The organism is Flammeovirga aprica JL-4 (genome assembly GCF_012844305.1).
Lineage (GTDB): Bacteria > Bacteroidota > Bacteroidia > Cytophagales > Flammeovirgaceae > Flammeovirga > Flammeovirga aprica.
In genome coordinates this window covers 97,519-116,768 of record NZ_JABANE010000003.1, presented here as the reverse complement: position 1 = coordinate 116,768, position 19,250 = coordinate 97,519, and the positions used below count along the sequence as shown (strand labels likewise).

11 protein-coding genes are annotated in these 19,250 nt (G+C 34.6%); 5 read left to right on the top strand and 6 right to left on the bottom strand.

Annotated features, from left to right (window positions below; translation table 11 throughout):
- The first annotated feature begins 35 nt into the window (after positions 1-35).
- The 4 genes from HHU12_RS01900 to HHU12_RS01885 all read left to right on the top strand — a co-directional run bounded on the left by HHU12_RS01900 (position 36) and on the right by HHU12_RS01885 (position 6,549).
- Entirely contained in the window at positions 36-2,621 is a 2,586-nt protein-coding gene (locus tag HHU12_RS01900; protein WP_169654452.1) for a beta-mannosidase, read from the top strand.
- Between the two features lie 147 nt (positions 2,622-2,768).
- Positions 2,769-4,196: a glycoside hydrolase family 125 protein gene (locus tag HHU12_RS01895; protein ID WP_169654451.1), complete on the top strand. Its 1,428-nt coding sequence runs from the start codon at positions 2,769-2,771 to the stop codon at positions 4,194-4,196.
- 24 nt (positions 4,197-4,220) lie between these two features.
- Positions 4,221-5,318, top strand: coding sequence for a carbohydrate-binding family 9-like protein (locus HHU12_RS01890; RefSeq protein WP_169654450.1), 1,098 nt, complete (start codon positions 4,221-4,223; stop codon positions 5,316-5,318).
- 154 nt (positions 5,319-5,472) lie between these two features.
- On the top strand, positions 5,473-6,549 hold the full coding sequence (locus tag HHU12_RS01885; protein ID WP_169654449.1) for a putative glycoside hydrolase: 1,077 nt from the start codon (positions 5,473-5,475) through the stop codon (positions 6,547-6,549).
- Between the two features lie 155 nt (positions 6,550-6,704).
- Here the strand turns inward: HHU12_RS01885 and HHU12_RS01880 are convergent, their stop codons facing one another.
- A complete protein-coding gene (locus HHU12_RS01880) occupies positions 6,705-8,990 on the bottom strand; it encodes a transglycosylase domain-containing protein (protein ID WP_169654448.1) in 2,286 nt (761 codons plus the stop codon).
- Positions 8,991-9,210: 220 nt separating this feature from the next.
- Here HHU12_RS01880 and HHU12_RS01875 point away from each other — a divergent pair, with 220 nt between their 5' ends.
- Positions 9,211-9,795 (top strand): NAD(P)H-dependent oxidoreductase, encoded by a 585-nt coding sequence (locus HHU12_RS01875; RefSeq protein ID WP_169654447.1) that lies wholly within the window; start codon positions 9,211-9,213, stop codon positions 9,793-9,795.
- Between the two features lie 117 nt (positions 9,796-9,912).
- Here HHU12_RS01875 and HHU12_RS01870 read toward each other — a convergent pair whose 3' ends face one another.
- The 5 genes from HHU12_RS01870 to HHU12_RS01850 form a co-directional block, all read right to left on the bottom strand.
- On the bottom strand, positions 9,913-11,157 hold the full coding sequence (locus HHU12_RS01870) for an aminotransferase class I/II-fold pyridoxal phosphate-dependent enzyme (protein WP_169654446.1): 1,245 nt from the start codon (positions 11,155-11,157) through the stop codon (positions 9,913-9,915).
- Between the two features lie 344 nt (positions 11,158-11,501).
- Entirely contained in the window at positions 11,502-12,671 is a 1,170-nt protein-coding gene (locus HHU12_RS01865) for a leucine-rich repeat domain-containing protein (protein ID WP_169654445.1), read from the bottom strand.
- A gap of 114 nt (positions 12,672-12,785) precedes the next feature.
- Positions 12,786-13,295 (bottom strand): hypothetical protein, encoded by a 510-nt coding sequence (locus HHU12_RS01860; RefSeq protein ID WP_169654444.1) that lies wholly within the window; start codon positions 13,293-13,295, stop codon positions 12,786-12,788.
- 334 nt (positions 13,296-13,629) lie between these two features.
- On the bottom strand, positions 13,630-14,799 hold the full coding sequence (locus HHU12_RS01855) for a leucine-rich repeat domain-containing protein (RefSeq protein WP_169654443.1): 1,170 nt from the start codon (positions 14,797-14,799) through the stop codon (positions 13,630-13,632).
- A 25-nt stretch (positions 14,800-14,824) separates the two neighbouring features.
- Positions 14,825-18,958, bottom strand: coding sequence for a hypothetical protein (locus HHU12_RS01850; RefSeq protein WP_169654442.1), 4,134 nt, complete (start codon positions 18,956-18,958; stop codon positions 14,825-14,827).
- Positions 18,959-19,250 lie beyond the last annotated feature (292 nt).

Genomic DNA, 19,250 nt, shown 5'->3' with positions numbered 1-19,250 from the left:
TTTGAATTTGTACTTAAGTACATAAATGAAATAAGATGAAGAACATTACTTACCTAACTTACGCATTTCTATCACTATTAATTTTTAGTTGTTCTACAGATTGGGAAAATCAAGAACAATTAAAAAAATCATATTCATTACACTCCAATTGGGAATTTAAACAAGCCAATAAAGAGCAATGGTACCCTGCCACAGTTCCGGGAGTAGTGCACACTGACTTATTTCAAAATAAATTAATTGAAGATCCATTTTACCGTCAAAATGAAAAAGACTTACAATGGATTGAAGAGGAGGATTGGGTATATAAAACCACTTTCGATACTCCTGTATCGCTTCAGGAAGGACAGCATTTTGCCTTAAATTTTGAAGGTTTAGATACTTACGCCGATGTTACATTAAACGGTAAAAAAGTGATCTCTTCCGACAATATGTTTGTGGGATACAATAAAGAAGTAACCTCACTTTTAAAAGAAAAAGGCAATGTTTTGGAAGTGTATTTCCATTCGCCAATTAAAATCACAAAACCGCTAAGAGAGCAAGCTGGTTTTGAATACCCTGCCGATAATGATGCTAGAGAGGAGAAATACAGTATTTACTCTCGTAAAGCACCTTACTCATTTGGATGGGACTGGGGTCCTCGTTTTGTGACTTCAGGTATTTGGAGACCCGTAGAATTAGTGGTTTGGAATAGTGCTCAAATTAATGATGTTCATATTCAGCAAATGAGCCTTACGGAAGAAAAGGTAATGCTGAAAGCTACTGTTGAAGTCAACTCAAGTGTTGTAGGTGATGCCAATATTCGATTGATAAACAATTCATCAACATTCTCTTCTCAAGAGAAAAAAGTAATGTTGAATAAAGGTTTGAACGTGATCGAATTGGAAGCAGAAGTTGAGAACCCAGAATTATGGTGGCCAAATGGTTTAGGAGAGCAAACAAGATATGAAATCACTACTCAGTTGAATGTAGATGGTGATTTCGTAGATCAAGAATCACATAAAATCGGTTTTAGAACTGTTGAAGTGATCAATGAACCGGACAGCATTGGGGAGAGTTTCTTTGTGAAAGTCAATGGTCAGCCTGTCTTTATGAAAGGAGCCAATTATATTCCACAAGACAGCTTCTTGCCTTCTGTTACAAAAGACCGTTACGATTGGATGATCGAAAGTATGGTAAGAGCGCACATGAACATGGTGCGTATGTGGGGTGGAGGTATTTACGAAAGTGATTACTTCTATGACCAATGTGATGAGAAAGGACTTTTAGTGTGGCAAGACTTTATGTTTGCCTGTACAATGTATCCGGGTGATAAAGACTTTATCAGAAAAGTAAAAGAGGAAGCGGCTTACAACATTAAGCGTTTAAGAAATAGACCATCATTGGCTTTATGGTGTGGTAATAATGAAGTAGGTGTAGCTTGGGATAACTGGGGCTGGCAAGATTCTTACGGATGGTCTGAAGAAGTACAAGCGAAATTACTAGAAGATTACAATAGATTATTTAAAGAAGTATTGCCAGAAATGGTAAAAACATATGATGAAGGCCGTTTCTATTATCCTTCATCACCAATTTCAAACTGGGGTAATTTAGAAGACTTCACGATTGGCGATAACCACTTCTGGGGTGTTTGGCATGGGAAATATCCATTTGAAAGCTTCAAAGAATACGTACCTCGTTTTATGAGTGAGTATGGATTCCAATCTTTCCCTTCATTCAAAGCCATCAAGAAATTCACTATCGAAGAAGATTGGGGCTTGGAAACGGATGTGATGAATACTCATCAGAAGAGTTATACAGGTAATGGTTTGATTAAAGTCTATATGGAAAGAGATTTTAATGTACCTGACAATTTTGAAGATTTTGTTTACGTAGGACAACTACTTCAAGCAGATGGTATGCGTCAAGGCTTTGAGATTCACCGTAGAAGAATGCCTTACTGTATGGGTACGTTGTACTGGCAATTAGATGATTGCTGGCCTGCCGCCTCTTGGTCTTCTATTGACTACTATGGTGAATGGAAAGCATTACACTATGCGGCGGAAAGAGCTTTCGAACCGCAGTTGATTTCTACTGATATTGAAGATGAGTTGCTGACAGTGTGGTTAGTAAATGATGAATGGAAGGAAATTGGTGCAACATTGAATGTAAAATGGAATACATTTGATGGTAAAGAGCTAGTAAAGAAGTCGTTGCCCATCAAGGTAGACGGAAATACTTCTAAGGTAGTTTTAGAGAGTACATTAGAAGAGCTTTTAGGTAGAAAATCGACTTTAAAAGAAAGAAAATCAATGTACTTGACTTTGGAGGCAGAAGACGCAAACGGAAAAGTGATTGCTAAGAATTATGCATTCTTCTTTAAACCTAAAGATCAAATCCTTCCAAAAGCAACTATCAAAACAACTGTTGTAGAAGAAGGTAACACCTTAAAAATAAAATTGAAGTCGGATGTATTTGCTGAAAGCGTAGCATTAAGTCTAGAAGGAGAAGTAACAGCACATTTCTCAGATAATTACTTCCATCTTGAAGCAAATCAAGAAAAAGTAATCACACTGGAAAGAACGACAATCAATGCTGAAGAATTGAAAAAAGCATTAGAAGTAAAATGCTTGAATAATATTTAAGATATACCCCTTGAACCAAATAAAATTAGTCCATGGCAACCGTCATGGGCTGATAAGGTTCTTGTAGAGCGTAGTCCACTACGCCAACAGCACATAAAATAACCAAAAAACAATCCTAATTAACCAACACGAACCAAGTAGAACGAAATGAAACGCAGAGATTTTATCAAAACCACTGGATTATTTACTACAGGCCTATCAATGGCAGGAGGCACAACGATGGCCTCAACATTATTTAAAGATAAATTCACATCACACAGACCTCCTGTTGCGGAAAGAAAATTCACATCAGAGGCTGTAGAGAAAATCATCAAAAAGGTAGCGAAGAAAATTGGGGACGACGAACTCAGATGGATGTTCACCAACTGTTACCCTAATACAATAGATACCACAGTTGAATTTACCATGAATGGAGACCGCCCAGACACCTTTGTGATCACCGGCGATATTCCTGCCATGTGGTTGAGAGATTCAACAGCACAAGTTTGGCCTTACCTTCCTCTAGCCAATGAGGATGATAAGCTGAAAACCATGATCAAAGGTTTAGTCAATCGACAAGCAGAATGTGTTTTATTGGATCCCTATGCGAATGCATTTGAGAAGGACCCGACTGTAAAATCAAAATGGGCTGAAACAGATATCACAGATATGAAGCCGGGTACCCATGAAAGAAAATGGGAAATTGATTCATTATGTTATGCAGTAAGATTAGCCAACGGTTACTGGAAGAAAACAGGAGATGCCTCTATATTCGATGCCACTTGGCAGAAGTCTGCGAAACTGATTGTAAAGACTTTCAAAGAGCAACAGCGTAAAGACGGTGTAGGGCCTTATACTTTCTCAAGGGTAACTCAAAAATACGAAGACACAATGGCCAATTGGGGAGCTGGAGCCTCTATGAAACCATGTGGATTGATCGTGTCTTCATTCCGCCCATCAGATGACTCTACGTTATTACCTTTCCTTATTCCATCTAATTTATTTGCGGTAGCGTCACTAAAACAATTGACGGATATTTATACCAATGCTGTGAAGGATAAAGCCTTTGCGAAGGAATGTTTATCATTAGCAGAGGAAGTAGAAAATGCCATTAAAAAATATGGTACAAAGGATCACTTAGACTTCGGTGAAATTTTGGCCTTTGAAGTGGACGGTTTTGGTAACCAGTATTTTATGGATGATGCCAACGTTCCAAGTTTACTTTCAATGCCTTATTTGGACTGTATGGATGCCAATGATCCTTTATATCAAAGAACAAGAGACTTTGTATGGTCAGACAGCAACCCTTATTTCTTTAAAGGAAAATATGAAGGAATTGGCGGTCCGCACGTAGGTTTGGATTATGTATGGCCAATGTCTATTATTCAGAAAGGATTGACTTCAGAAGATCCAAAGGAATTAAAATGGTGTCTGGAACAACTGAAAGCGACGCATGCAGGAACAGGATTTATGCATGAATCTTTCCATAAAGACAATCCAGAGAAATATACACGTTCATGGTTTGCATGGACCAATACATTATTTGGTGAGTTGGTATATAAAGTATATCAATCGCACCCTGAATTATTGAAATAAATCAACGGAACCCTATAGTTAAAAATGATTTTAAGACTAACCTCTATCCTCAGTGTTTTTACACTTTTGACAGCCTCTACTGTAATGGCACAAAAGTACCCTACACCAGAAAGTTATTTGTGTTATCAATCCGCATCACCCATTATAATTGATGGTGTTTTAGACGAAGAGGATTGGGCAAACGCTGAATGGACGCAGGACTTTGTAGACATTGAAGGTGATAAACAACCGAATCCACCTTTTCAAACAAGAGTGAAAATGTTGTGGGACAAGGATTACCTCTATATCGCGGCAGAATTAGAAGAGCCTCATCTTTGGAGTACAATCACTGAAAGAGATGCAGTGATTTATCAAGACAATGATTTTGAGGTATTTCTTAATCCTGTACCAACTTCTTCACAATACTATGAGTTTGAAATGAACCTGCTCAATACAGTATGGGATTTGATGATGACAAAGCCTTATAGAGATGGAGGAAAGTATATGAACGCATGGGATATTGACGGCTTAAAATCAGCAGTGAAAATGTATGGTACTTTGAATGACCCTACTGATAAGGATGAAAAGTGGACATTGGAAATTGCCTTCCCATGGAAAGTAATTGGACAGGAAAATCCATTAGCCATTTTCCCTAAAGAAGATACAAGATGGAGAATAAACTTTTCGAGAGTCAATTGGGATCTAGAGGAAAAGGACGGAGCGTATGCTAAAAAAATCGACCCTAAAACAGGAAGAACCTATCCAGAACATAACTGGGTTTGGTCTCCACAAGGTGAAATTGCCATGCATATGCCAGAACAATGGGGATACCTTCATTTCACAGAAAATAAAGTAGGGGATAAGGTAAAGAAAGAAATTAAAGAGACGGAAGGGGAAAGACTTTACCGTCATTTATTCGACATCTATTACAAACAAAAAGCGTTCTTTTTGAAAAACAGGGTATATGCCAAAACGTTTAAGGAGCTAGGTGGTGTTGACAAAATGCATTACAATGGAAAGGAATTGACGCCTAAAATGGACCAAACCTTAACTGGTTTCCAACTCGTATTGGAAGTACCTCAAGAAAAGAAGATTTACGTGATCAGAGAAGATAGTTCTACTGATATAATTGATATGAATTAGAGTATTTTGAGTTAAGACTTAAGAAGTATGAGGTAGACTTTTTCTCTTGTATCAAGAGAAATTGATGGAGGTTAGTTAAATTCAGTTTATCTTCACTCTTAAATTATCACTTTTCACTCAAGAATAAATATTCGTAAAAACTACTACACATAAAATGGAGAAAAGAGAATTTCTTAAAATCGCAGGACTAGCAACAGCAGGGGCCGTATTGGGACTTCCCGTACTAGCAAAAGGTAAAAAACTTCCGTCAAGGTGGATGTGGCTTCATGCACATGATGACTGGACTGATGCACAATGGGAAGAGAAACTAGATGTACTCAAAGACTGTAACATTGAAGGTGTTCTTTTGGGAGGAAATGAAGCTTCTTACAAAAGAATGTATCCATTGCTGAAAGCCAGAAATATAGAGATGCACGCTTGGATGTGGACCCTCAACAGAAATGGAGATAAAGTAGCCAAGCAAAATCCAGATTGGTACGCCGTAAGTGGTGATGGACGTTCATGTTATGAATATCATCCTTATGTTGATTATTACCAATGGGTGTGCCCATCAAAAGAAGAAGTACAAGACCATATTATAAAACAAGCCGTTTCTTTGGCAAAAATTGAAGGAGTAAAAGGAGTTCATTTGGATTATGTAAGATACTCTGATGTTATTCTCGCTTCATCATTACAGCCACTTTACGGTATTGTGCAAGATAAAGAATACCCTGAGTGGGATTTCTGTTATTGCGAAACGTGCCGTCAGAAGTTCAAAGAAGAGTCAGGTATTGATATCAAAGAATTAAAAGATCCGACAGCATCAGAAGAATGGCGTCAATACAGATACGACTCCGTTACACACTTAGTAAATAAGATTTATGATGCTGTACATAAAGAAGGCAGTATGTTGTCAGCGGCCGTTTTCCCTTATCCTGAATTGGCTAGAAAAATCTGCCGTCAATCATGGGACGATTTCAAGTTGGATATGGTATTCCCAATGATCTACAACAACTTTTATGAGGAGCCTATCGACTGGATCAAATTCGCCACAGAACAAGGTGTTTCTGATGTAAAAGGGAAATTCAAAGAGCCACTGATCACAGGTCTTTATACACCCGCTTTACCAAAACAAGAAGATATGGAAGAAGCCATTAAACTAGCCAAAAAAGGCGGTGCAAAAGGCTTTGCTATCTTTGATTTGGCAGGTATGAAAGAACCACATTGGAAAGCTCTCAAGAATGTAAAATAACCACTTTTTTGTATATATAGCTTTAATCCCGATTTCCGGTCATTGTATTGGAAGTTGGGATTTTTTATGCCTATGCATTTATGCCCTAAAGACTGAAATGTGGGAATTAAATAGAAAAATTGAGCACCATGTTATCAATCATGGTGCTCAATTTTTTATTGCTCCTTCCTCTTTTTCCTTCTCTCCTCTCTACGTTTCTTACGTTCCGCTTTCTTATTCTCCTTTTCCTCTTTCGTTTTCTTCTTAAAGATATTATTGAAGAACATTTCCACATCAGTGCCTTCCTTAAAATCCTCACAGTCCAAAGCATCTGAAAGATAATCAGGCAGGGCAGGGAAGTAGGTAAATAATTCTTTTGAAAGTGCTTTGTCTTTTTGAGTTTCCTGAAGCGTAAGTGCGGTGATAGGAAGGGCTAATTTACTGCCACTGCCATTCACACCTGAATTAAAATGAATTTGATTGGAAGTTGCACCCACTCGGGTTACCATCACAAGGTTGGGGTTGATACTGGCAAACCACGCATCTCCATAATTCTGTGATGTACCTGTTTTACCACCAATAGGCAATCGAACATTGTACCTGCTTCTTAAGGCAACACCTGTACCTTCTAGTGTCGCTTTCTGAAGAATTTCCGACATCAAAATGGAAGTTTCCTCACTCAATACCCTTTCCGATTTAACGTGACCACTTTCATAAATCACTTTTCCATCTGTGGTTTTGATGCTTGTAATCCATCTAGGCTCTATTTTAAAACCGCCATTGGCAAAAGCCGAATAAGCAACAGCCAACTCATAAATACTAGCATCCACAGTACCCAAAGCAGTTGAAGGATAATCTTTCAATTCCTCACTAAAACCTAGCTGTGTCCAAAGGTCTTCTAAACGATCAAAGCGCATAGAATTGTATAAGTTCACCGTTGGGATATTCAAAGATTTAGCAAGTGATGCAGAAAGAGTATACATTCCGCCTGAAGTCTTACTGTAGTTTTCAGGTTTCCAGCCGTCCTCTTCTTCAATTTCATTCTTCAAATATTTACAAGGGCGAGTTCCTTTTTCCAATGCGGCTGCATAAACAATAGGTTTGAAGGTAGAGGCCAATTGCCTTTTCGCCATGATTTGATCATAAGGATGTGTCCTGAAATCAATACCGCCAACCCAAGCTTTTATAAAACCGTCATTAGGATTAAGGGCTAGAAAACCAGCATGCAACAATGAAAGTTCTTTTCTAATACTATCTTCTATGCTTAGTTCTTCAACCTTGATACCTTCCCATGTAAAAAACTCCCTTGATTTTTTAGTTTTTGGTTGATCAAATTTCTTAGAAGCTGAAGCGACCAATCGCTCTAATTCTTTTTTACTGCTTCCTCTAGCATACTGTTTTTCTAGCAGTCCCTGCATAGTAGATAAATGCTTTTGGAAAGCAAGAAGCGTATTGTATTGCAATTTTGCATTCAGAGAAGTTTGAATAATTAAACCATCTTTTTCTAGATCATAATCTGTTTGATTGGCGTTATTATATTCCTTAACAATTCCTTTTGCTTTCTTCTTAACATGCACAAGGAAATAATTGGAAATTCCTTCATTTTCAATGTTAGCATAATCAAGTTGAAGCGGTAATACTTTAAGGGAATCATATTCTTTTTGGGTGATAAAATCATATTTCAACATCTGATGCATTACCACATTTCTTCTTTTTTGAGCATTCTGAGGGTATAACCTTGGGTTGTAAAATGTATTTGCTTTTAAAATACCAATCAAAATAGCACTTTCTTCAATTTTTAAAGCAGATACCTTCTTATTAAAAAAACGCTCAGACGCCGCTTCCACACCATACAAATCTTCACCAAAAGGCACCGTATTGAGGTACATTCTTAAAATATCTTCTTTAGAGTAAAGGCGTTCTATTTGCTGTGCAATTTTGATCTCATTGGATTTATTAAAAATCATAGAAAATGGACCATAATCCTTTCTTCCATACATGTTTTTCGCCAATTGCTGCGTAATGGTACTACCACCGCCACTACTTTTATCGCCTAATATGATACTCTTAAACAGTACTCTCAGTACACTTCTTGAGTCAACTCCTTCATGTTCAAAATACCTTGCGTCTTCTGTGGCAACTAAGGCATTGATAAGATGTTTAGGAAGGTCTTTAAATTGTACGTTGGTTCTATTTTCAGCAAAGAATTTTCCAATCAGAATTTTATCTTCGGAATAAACTACAGAAGCAGTTTCGTTTTCATAACTTAATAGTTCTTCATCAGAATACCCTGTGCCAAACGCTCCAGATAAGAATAGAAGAATAAAGGATACACCCAAAAACAGTCCTCCAAAAATGAAAAGAAGAATTGGTTTCTTGTTCTTTAAAATGAAAAAGTACAAAGCACGAAAATATTGATGGAATGTAGCAATCCACTTTTGCTTGTTGTTAGTAGTATTCATGAATGTATTATAAGCTTATTTTTATTTTTTGTTGGGGAACAAAGAGCAAAAATAACCGTTCCTGTTCTTTATTCTAAAACAATAAGATTTCTTAACCTTTTGATAGTAAGCTTATTTAAGAATAACGCCCTTTAACAAATCTAAATCGATAATATTTGTTGAAACAAGTTGTGTTTTCTAACGTGTATAAATAGGAATTTAAAACAAGAAATTAATTAAAATGAAAAATATATTAGTCATCAATGGCGGTCAGAAGTTTTTGCACTCACAAGGGAGTTTAAACAGATCAATAGCAAATTTATCTATTGATTATTTTAAGAATAGGGAAGGGTTTGAAGTGAAATCTACTTTTGTAGATGAGGAATATGATGTCAATGAAGAAATAGAAAAGTTTGTTTGGGCCGATGTCGTGATTTATCATACACCGATTTGGTGGTTCTCTATTCCTTTTGGCTTTAAACATTACCTTGACCAAGTTTTAACTAATGGGCACAACAAGCTTTATGCTTCTGATGGAAGATCTAGCAAAAGTCCAAAACTCAATTATGGTAGAGGTGGTTTATTGCAAGGCAAAAAATACATTTTGACAACCTCTTGGAATGCCCCAATTGAGGCTTTTGAGTTAGAAGGAGAATTATTTGAAGGTACTAGTGTGGACAATGGACCGATGTATGGGTTCCATAAAATGAATAGTTTTATCGGAATGGAGAAATTGGCAACTTATCATTTATACGATGTCATGAAAGACCCCAAAATCGAATCAGATTTTGAGAAATATACAAAAATGCTGGACGAGGTTTTATAACCACGCGTTTACTCCAAAAACATATTTACCCACAACAATGTGGTCTATAATATGAAACAAAAAATAAGGGCAACCTCAAAACGAGATTGCCCTTATTTTATAAACTGAATGTGAAAATTACTTCTTAGAAGCAGCCGCTAATTGCACACAAACAGTAAGTACACGCATAGCCAACTTGATTTCACCCATAGACGGTAAAGTTGGAGCGATACGAATATTCTTATCTTTAGGATCGTTTTTGTAAGGGAAAGTAGCACCCGCCGCAGTCAATTTCACACCTGCTTCCGCTGCTAATTTCACTACTTCTTTTGCACATCCCTTAGGCACATCAAGGCTAATGAAATAACCACCTTTAGGAACTGTCCAAGTAGCAATACCTTTACCACCCAATTCTTTTTCCAAGATTTCGATTACCGCATCAAACTTAGGAGCGATAATTTTAGCATGTTTCTTCATATGCTTTTGAACTCCTTTGAAGTCCTTGAAGAAACGTGTATGTCTTAATTGGTTGATCTTATCAGGACCGATTGTCGCCATTGACAAGTGACCCTTCATCCAGTTGATATTATCAACAGAAGCACCCATACCAGCAACACCAGCACCAGCAAAAGAGATTTTAGAGAATGAACCGTAGATCAATACTCTGTTCTCAGTACCTTCTGCTTTACAAGCTTCAAGGATATTCTCTAACTGATCTTGGTCGCTTGATAAATGATGAACTGTGTAAGCATTATCCCACATGATGCGGAAATCCTTCGCAGCAGTTTTCATTTTAGCCAAACGCTTCACTGTTTTCTTCGAACAAGTATAACCTGTAGGGTTTGAGTATTTAGGTACTACCCAAATACCTTTAATGCTCTTGTCTTCAGCAACTAATTCTTCAACTACATCCATATCCGGACCTTTTTCAGTCATCGGAACAGTGATCATCTCAATACCGAAATGCTCACATACAGAGTAGTGTCTGTCATAACCTGGAGAAGGACATAAGAATTTGATTTTGTCCTGCTGCCCCCAAGGCTTTTTGCTTTCAGGGAAGCCATGAGACATTGCTCTCGCAATTGTATCATGCATTAAAGTAAGGGAAGAGTTACCAGCTGCAATCACCTCATCTGTTGAAGAAACCTCTAAGAAATCTTTGAAAATTTCTTTCATTTCAGGAATACCATCAAGACCTCCGTAGTTACGAGTGTCAGCACCTGCTAAAGTTTTGTAGTCCTTAGATGTTACTAAGTCCATCATTGGTAAGGATAAATCAAGTTGTTCTGTACCTGGTTTACCTCTTGTCATATCCAAAGCTAATCCTTGTGCTTTGTAATCTTGATATTTCTTCTGTAGTTCTTTTTTTGTTAGTGAAGCCATTACATACTGATATTAAAGTATAATTACCTTTTTAACATCGTCAAAGCTATGAGTTATTTTTTAATATTTAAATTATTAACATACATTTTTATCATATATATAATAGAATAATACGATAGTAACGAATATTGCAAAAGGTGTTTGATATATAACAAGTGGTGTTATAAAATTGTATAATAGAATTGGAGTGTTTGCATTGGTATACTTTACTGTTAAGCTTATTACTCTAACCATATTATTATGTGGCGGACCACCACTTTATAATGTGAAGGTGTTTAACCTTATCAGTGGCTATAAATGAAGGGATTAGGAGAGATCACTGCCAAAAAAATAGAAAATCTTATTTACAAAGGATTTCCCCCCAACGCAATATCCAGTTCAGGACAATTCTTCCAAAAAGCAGGGTAATTTTTGATTTTATTATTTTCTAAATTGATATGATGCAAATCCTTCATTTCACAAAGTTCTTCTGGTACTTTTAAAATATTTCCGTTAATAATCACAGCGAAATCAAGCCCTTTCATACCACTGATGCCTCTTATAGTTCCCATTCTGTGACCATCAATCCATAACCTAGTACATGGTGTATTCAATAGGTTTTTCGGCATTTTTAGCCAATTGGCTCCTATTGCGGTTAAACTTCCAATTCTTAGCCCTAAAGGGATATAAGAGAAATTAAAACAACTGTCTAAGTAAAAGGTTCTTATATTCTTTAAATTTTTAAAGGATTCGGGAAGACCCCTTAGTTTTTTGCAACCATTAAAATTGAAACTTACAAGATCATATTCTCCAACTTCTGCATATCCTAGAGATGCAGGTAATTCAGTGATTTGATCACAGTTTTCTAGACCCAATGCTCTAAGGTTTTTGATGGTTTTAAAGTCTTTTGGAAAACGAGATACAGTACTGTTATCAAGGTATAGTTTTTCAAGTTTTGGTAGATCATCTACGTAGTTAAAACTTTTACTTAACTCGACTGCAAAATGGGTGATATTTTTAAATTTGTATATATCTGATGGTAGTTCTTCACATTTTGAGATATACAGCATGGTTAATTGATTTTCTAATTTATAGAGTTCAGATGGAAAACCTTTTATTTTCGTTTCAATGAAAACTAGTCTTGTTAGTTTTTTTGATTCAAATATACTCTGAGGTAGATTAGAAATATTGAGGTAGCTAAAATCTAAATGTTCTAATTGAGGTAATTCATTAAAAATGTCGGGAATCTCATTTACTGGAGACTTTTCAATTAAAAGTTTTTCTAATGATTTAAATTCTGTAATAAATTGAGGTACCTCACTTATTGATGTTTCTGAAACTTCTAGGACCTTTAAACTATCAAATGCTAAAAGCTCTTTTGGTAGCTCTGTCATATTTTTAGCATTTTCAATATAAACTTGTGTTATTTTATCAGAGTTATCTTCTCTAATAAGATTTATTGAGTTTGGATATTTTTGTAGTAATAGAGCTATTGCATCTTTTTCAGAAACAGTACAACTTGTAAATGAAATCATGATAAAAAATAGTTTTATTATTGTTTTAACCATTGTATGATATATTACTGTAAACTTTATTTTCTATAAATAGTGGAAATAGAATATCTTTCTCAAAAGCAGATTCTAAATCTGTCAATTTTTTTTGAGAGTCATTTTTAAAAAACTTGAAGTTGTTGCTTTATACAAATCTTCATTCTTTTTATCACTTTTATCACTAAAATACTCCCCAATAGTATTCATATCTCCCAAATAATATTCACATTGTTTCTCATTTAACCCATGAATATCCTTCGCAATATCACTCCATTTCCATACCATCCTATTAGGATCACTTACATATGGAAGCACCACATCCCTAATATTATTACTAAACTCCATGACCATTTCATTATCCTTCTCTACAAACCCTTTCCATTCGCTCATAGTTTGTTCTAGTAGTTTTTCACGAACTTCCTTTAAATTTTTATCTTGTTGATAGGATTTCAGTAGGTCGGATAGTGTGGGGATTTTTGCGTGTACATCTGTAATTCTTCCAGAATTTTTATAATACTCCTTTTTTGCCTTTAGGGTGGCTTCAAGTATTAGATCATTGTATTTGGTGGAGAATTGAGGTTCGTCTAAGCCGTATAATAGTAAACCCATAATTAAAATTATGGGCTTTTGGGAGGATATCTCATAGAGCAAGAATCAAGCTTTGAAAGTTGTCTTTTTATTTCTTGATGTTTAAGCAGTTGTACAATTAAAATCGGAAGTTTTGGATTTTCTTTTTTAGTCTACTCATCGTTAGAATTTCATCGCGTAACTTTGGCTATGCTCTTCTATTCGGCCTTGATTAGACTAAAAAATAATAATCCAACTTATCCCCATTTTAAATGTGCAACTGCTTACTATCACTTTACATCTACAAGCCATAGATAGAATTTAGGTTTATCCCAAAAGTGTAAAGTATCAGTGATGGGAATCTATAAAATCTTGGTTACAAAGGATTTCCCCCCAACGCAATATCCAATTCAGGACAATTCTTCCAAAAAGCAGGGTAATTTTTGATTTTATTATTTTCTAAATTGATATGATGTAAATCCTTCATTTCACAAAGTTCTTCAGGCACTTTTAAAATATTTCCATTGATAATCACTGCGAAATCAAGCCCTTTCATACCACTTATACCTCTTATAGTTCCCATTCTGTGACCATCAATCCATAACCTAGTACATGGTGTATTTAATAGGTTTTTCGGCATTTTTAGCCAATTGGCTCCTATTGCTGTTAAACTTCCGATTCTTAGCCCTAAAGGGATATAAGAGAAATTAAAACAACTGTCTAAGTAAAAAGTTCTTATATTCTTCAAATTTTTAAAGGATTCGGGAAGACCTCTTAGTTTTTTGCAACCATTAAAATTGAAACTTACAAGATCATATTCTCCAAGTTCTGCATATCCTAGAGAGGCAGGTAATTCAGTGATTTTATCACAATTAACTAGGCTTAAATTCCTAAGTTTTTTTATTGTTTTAAAATCTTTAGGGAAACGTGAAGCAGTACTATTATCAAGAGTAAGCATTTTGAGCTTTGGTAAATCATCTATATACTTAAAACTTTTACCTAATGTTACTCCAAAATCTGATACATTTTTGAATGTACTAATTTTTGGAGGGAGTTCTTCGCATTTAGAAAGAAATAAGATTTCTAATTGATCTTTTAAAAGGTATAATCTTTCATCAAAACCATTAATTGGAGTGTTTATATATAAAAGATTTTTAAGTTTCTTACATTTAAAAATACTAGGAGGTAACTCAGTTATTTTTGTATGCGATAAACTTAAATATTCGAGTTCAGGGAATTGCTCAAAAATATCTGCGACTTGTTGTATTGGATTTATTGAAAAACGTAATTCTTGAATATGTTTAAAATAAGAAATGAATTCTGGTATTTCTGTTATTCCTGTCCGTCTGATTTCAAGTGTTTTTAGATGTTCAAAAGCCAAAATTTCTTCAGGAATTTCTTTTAAACTAGTATCCTTGTTAAACGAAATAGACTCTACCTTTTTTGTGTTTTCATTTAATTCATAATCAAAACTTGATTGATGCATCTGTTGCAATTTATGAATTGCTTCTTGCTCACTGAGTGAGCAACTTTGTATTATAGCCATTATTAATATAAGTGGAATTATTATTTTAACCATTGTATGATATATTACTATAAACTTTGTTTTCTATAAATAGGGGAAACAGAATATCTTTTTCAAAAGATTTTATAAGGTCGCCTTTGTTTTTTTTGAGTAGAATTATTTGGAGGAAACTTGAGGAGTTTTGTTCTAAAAGTACTCTATTAGATTCCCTTTTTTTATAATAAAAATACTCCCCAATAGCATTCATGTCCCCTAAATAATATTCACATTGTTTCTCATTTAATCCATGAATATCCTTCGCAATATCACTCCATTTCCATACCATCCTATTAGGTTCACTTACATACGGCAGTACCACATCCCTAATATTATCACTAAACTCCATGACCATTTCATTATAACTTTCATTATCCTTTTCTATAAACCCTTTCCATTCGCTCATAGTTTGTTCTAGTAGTTTATCACGAATTTCCTTTAAATTTTCATCTTGTTGATAGGATTTCAGTAGGTCGGATAGAGTAGGGATTTTTGCGTGTACATCTGTAATTCTTCCAGAATTTTTATAATACTCCTTTTTTGCCTTTAGGGTGGCTTCAAGTATAAGATCATTGTATTTGGTGGAGAATTGAGGTTTGTCTAAGCCGTATTCTATTCCTTTTTCGCTGTTAATACCATTGAAAACGGAAGAGATATAAGAGATTGTTCCTGACCCGAATACTTCTGCAATCTCATGTTCTACTGATGTGTTACCTGAAAAACTAAACCTATCAGCTGGATCTTCTAATGCCAATCCTAAATTTCCTTTTATAGACATTCTTGTGTATTGGTGATTTGGAAGAAGGTCTTCTTCGGATAGAAATTGAGATTTAAAAATTAAACTAAAACTTGAACTGCTTTTTAGCTTACACATTTTTTCTGCAGTAGGTGCGGTGCCCATAAATAAACTGTGATCAATATTGCTGAGAATACTTTGCGGTCCTACTGTAATATCAAACGAACATACGCCTTTTACAATATTTTTAAGGATCTGTATAAGATTAGGGGTATTATATGAAAATAGAGATTGAGCAGTAATTTCAGTGATAGGGTATTCTATCTCAATTGCGTTTGTTTCTCCTATATTGTTCTGGTTTGTACTGTATTTTGTATCTTTAACCTCATGTTTTATGGTTATTCCACCTATAGTGGTTTCATTAGTTAATGAATGGGAGAGGTCATCTCTTAAGGCCTTTTTTTCACTAGGTTGCCAGTTTTCTAATGCACGTTCCTGTTCATAAACACTTCTTTTTTTGAGATTTTTATCTAAGCCTTTTACTTTATATGATGAGGCAGAACTTGAAGTTAATGTATATTTAGCTCCAAATTTCTGACTTGTATCCTCATCAACATCCATTGTTTGTAAAATATCTTGATTCGATTTAAAACTACCTCCAACATAACCGTAATATTCTAATAGTTCCTTTCGGACATATCCTTTTGCAAGTTCATTCCATGTCTCATCATCCCATTTTTCGACCATATTTAGGTCTTTACTAAATCCAGTAAATGTTTGAAAAACGGCTAACTGTAAGAACGCAAGAAAGTGAGAGTAAGAAGTGTATGAACCATTTAATACTCTGAAATAATCTAGACTGAATTTCACACCGGCCCCAATATCCACATTATATCCTTTTTTTCCTGCTGACAAACCAATAGCAGGCATTGCAGAAAGGGAGACATTTACCGACCTTGTGTCTGCAGTTTTTATACTCAATTCACTTCCTATCTTAAATGATATATCAATAAAAGCATATAACTTTCCTTTCACCATCAATTCAAGACTAAGGCTAACACCATTTATTTTTTTATTTTCTATTTGATCTTCTACTCCAATATATTTTAGAATTTTGTCCTTGAGGTTATCATCTTCATGTATCTGTAGAGGTTTAGTTTTCCAATATCCTTCCTCTTTCTGTACCGCTACATACTTAAGATCATTACCAAGATTTTCTTCCTTATAAAAAATAGTGCCTTTTTTGGGGGTATAGTTAGTGGGTAGATGAATGTAATCACCTGCTTTTAATTTCATTTCTCTATTTAGAAATGTCAAGATCATACCTGTATTAGGATCGATTTTCTTCCAGTTATTTGCTGAAATAATATCATCAATACTAGAGTTTGTTCTTTGAGAAATACCATACACAGTATCTTTGTCTGATACTAAGTATCTGTACCGGTGTTGTTGAGTGGTATGGTCGTAATACTCTAAAATTACTCCACTAGCAGTAGAATCAGGGTTCTTTGGTCGATTTTTTAGATCTTTCTCTATTTCATTCAGGTTTTGACTTTTCTTGCCAATAGAACGAACGGTAACCCATTGATGTACAAATTGTAAAGGTATAAAATCTTTCAGGTCTTCATATATTTTATACTGTTGAAGATCCTTAGTGAAATCATGTCCTTCATAGAAATAAAGCATCCGCTTATAACTTACGGGGTTGTTCTCTAGTTGCAAGAGTAGCTTTTTAATATTTTCTGAAACTTCATCTCGTTTTTTATCTCTTGTGAATTTACTTACAGCCTTATAATTTTTATTAGCAATACTATCAAGATAATATTGATATTGCCAAAGTATCTCCTCTATGGAATTTGCAATTTTTTCTTCATCAATGCCTTCCCTACCATTAGTAGAACTATCGGCCAGGACATAATTGAAATAAGAGATATGTTCTTCGAGGTATTTTTCCAGAAAAATAAGAAGATCTGTTTGGTATAGTTTTTTAAACTGTAGTTTGAGTTCGTTAATAGAAGGTGGATGTCCTTCTATCTTTTTTAGATTTGCTCTAATTTCTTTCTGCTCAGAGTGCTCTTTTTTGATTTTCTCTCTCAGCATTTCATCTTGTTTATCATCTTGTTTATCATCTTGACGATAATTCATTTTAGGTAAGAGCCATGAAAAATTTTCATAGAAAAAATAAATGAAAGATGGTTCTTTCCAATCTCCTCTGACTGTTTGGGAGTAAATAATTTGAGCTAAATGTTGATAATCAATGTTACCCTTAGGTTGACTATGAATATAATTCTCTCTGTTCTGTTCACCTATCTCTATTTTTTTTGAAATTATTTCAGGATCAAAATGAAGCTTGGTATTTTCGATCACATAAGTGAGTGGAAAATAAATGCTGATTTCTTTTTCATTTAAACTATAAATGGATGCCTGAGAAGTTAAATCACCAAGGAATGAATATTTTCCAGCTTGATCTCTTACTAAACCACAACCTTCTATTTCATCTATTATCACTTCTCTCAACATCTTAAGCATTGCATCGTCGAAGATGTAATTAATTTCAGAGTCGTGTATTTTGTCTGATATTAGTAAATTGGCTTTTTCTAATCCTCCTTCAAAGTCACTGATAGAAATTTGAAGCTCTTTTAAATTTACAGCTACCTTATCTAAGTATTTCAATTCATCTAGATAATAAAGAGGTAATATATCATCTAACTTAGATGAAAAACCATAAGGTAAATGACTCCACTTTTCCCTTAAAGAAATCGAATATTTTTTGGAGTAGGCTTCATCTACATCAATAACGGATTGAGGATGCATTTTTAAATGAAGTAACAAAAACTCCTCTAGCTCAATCAAAGGAGCGGTATCTCTCTTATTACCTTTCTCATAGCGTTCAAAATATTGCTGTGCAGAAATAGCAATTTCAAGAGGGTCGACAATAGAAGCAGATCTTTTTTGATAAGAGAAAACTCGAAGAACTTTGTAATTATTAAAACCGATACCACTATTCTTTACAAGATCTTCCCATAGTGTAATTTTATACCGTTCTTGGTATGCGTATTTTATTTGGGAAATTAAATCGGGGTCAAAATAAAATGAATTTAATCTATCTTTAACTCGCTCTTGCTTATAGTATTTAAATATAATTTTTCCTTCAATTACCTCAAGCAGGTCAAAAATAGCATCTTGAATAATGTTGAGAGGGTCGGATAGCAATTCTGTAGAATGAAGATTACTAAATACTTCTCTTCCATGTATTAATTCATGTAGAGCTTCTGTAATCTCTTGAAGCTGTCCATCAGAAAATTGAAGCTTCTTTTCTTCTTCTAGAGTTCTTCTGTCGAAAGTAGATGTGTAATCTCCTGATGATTTTTCACCACTTTCACTCTCTTTACTTTTATGAATGAGCATGATACAATTAGTTTGTTTTATAGGCTGTGATATGAATTTTTTACCACAATATTTAAGTTTGCTTTATAAATTACATCCAATGATACTATCCTGTTTTAGGGCTGTTAAAAAAATAGTTTGCTACTGTTGAAATAAAACTAAAGGATAATACCTTAACTCTTTAACTTGATGAATCATTTAGATATTAGACTTTAAAAATACTATTTGCCACCACTGATAATATATTTTATTCAAAAATAATTATGATTAACTGTTTATCAAATTAAAAAATATCATACACTTAGACAGAAAT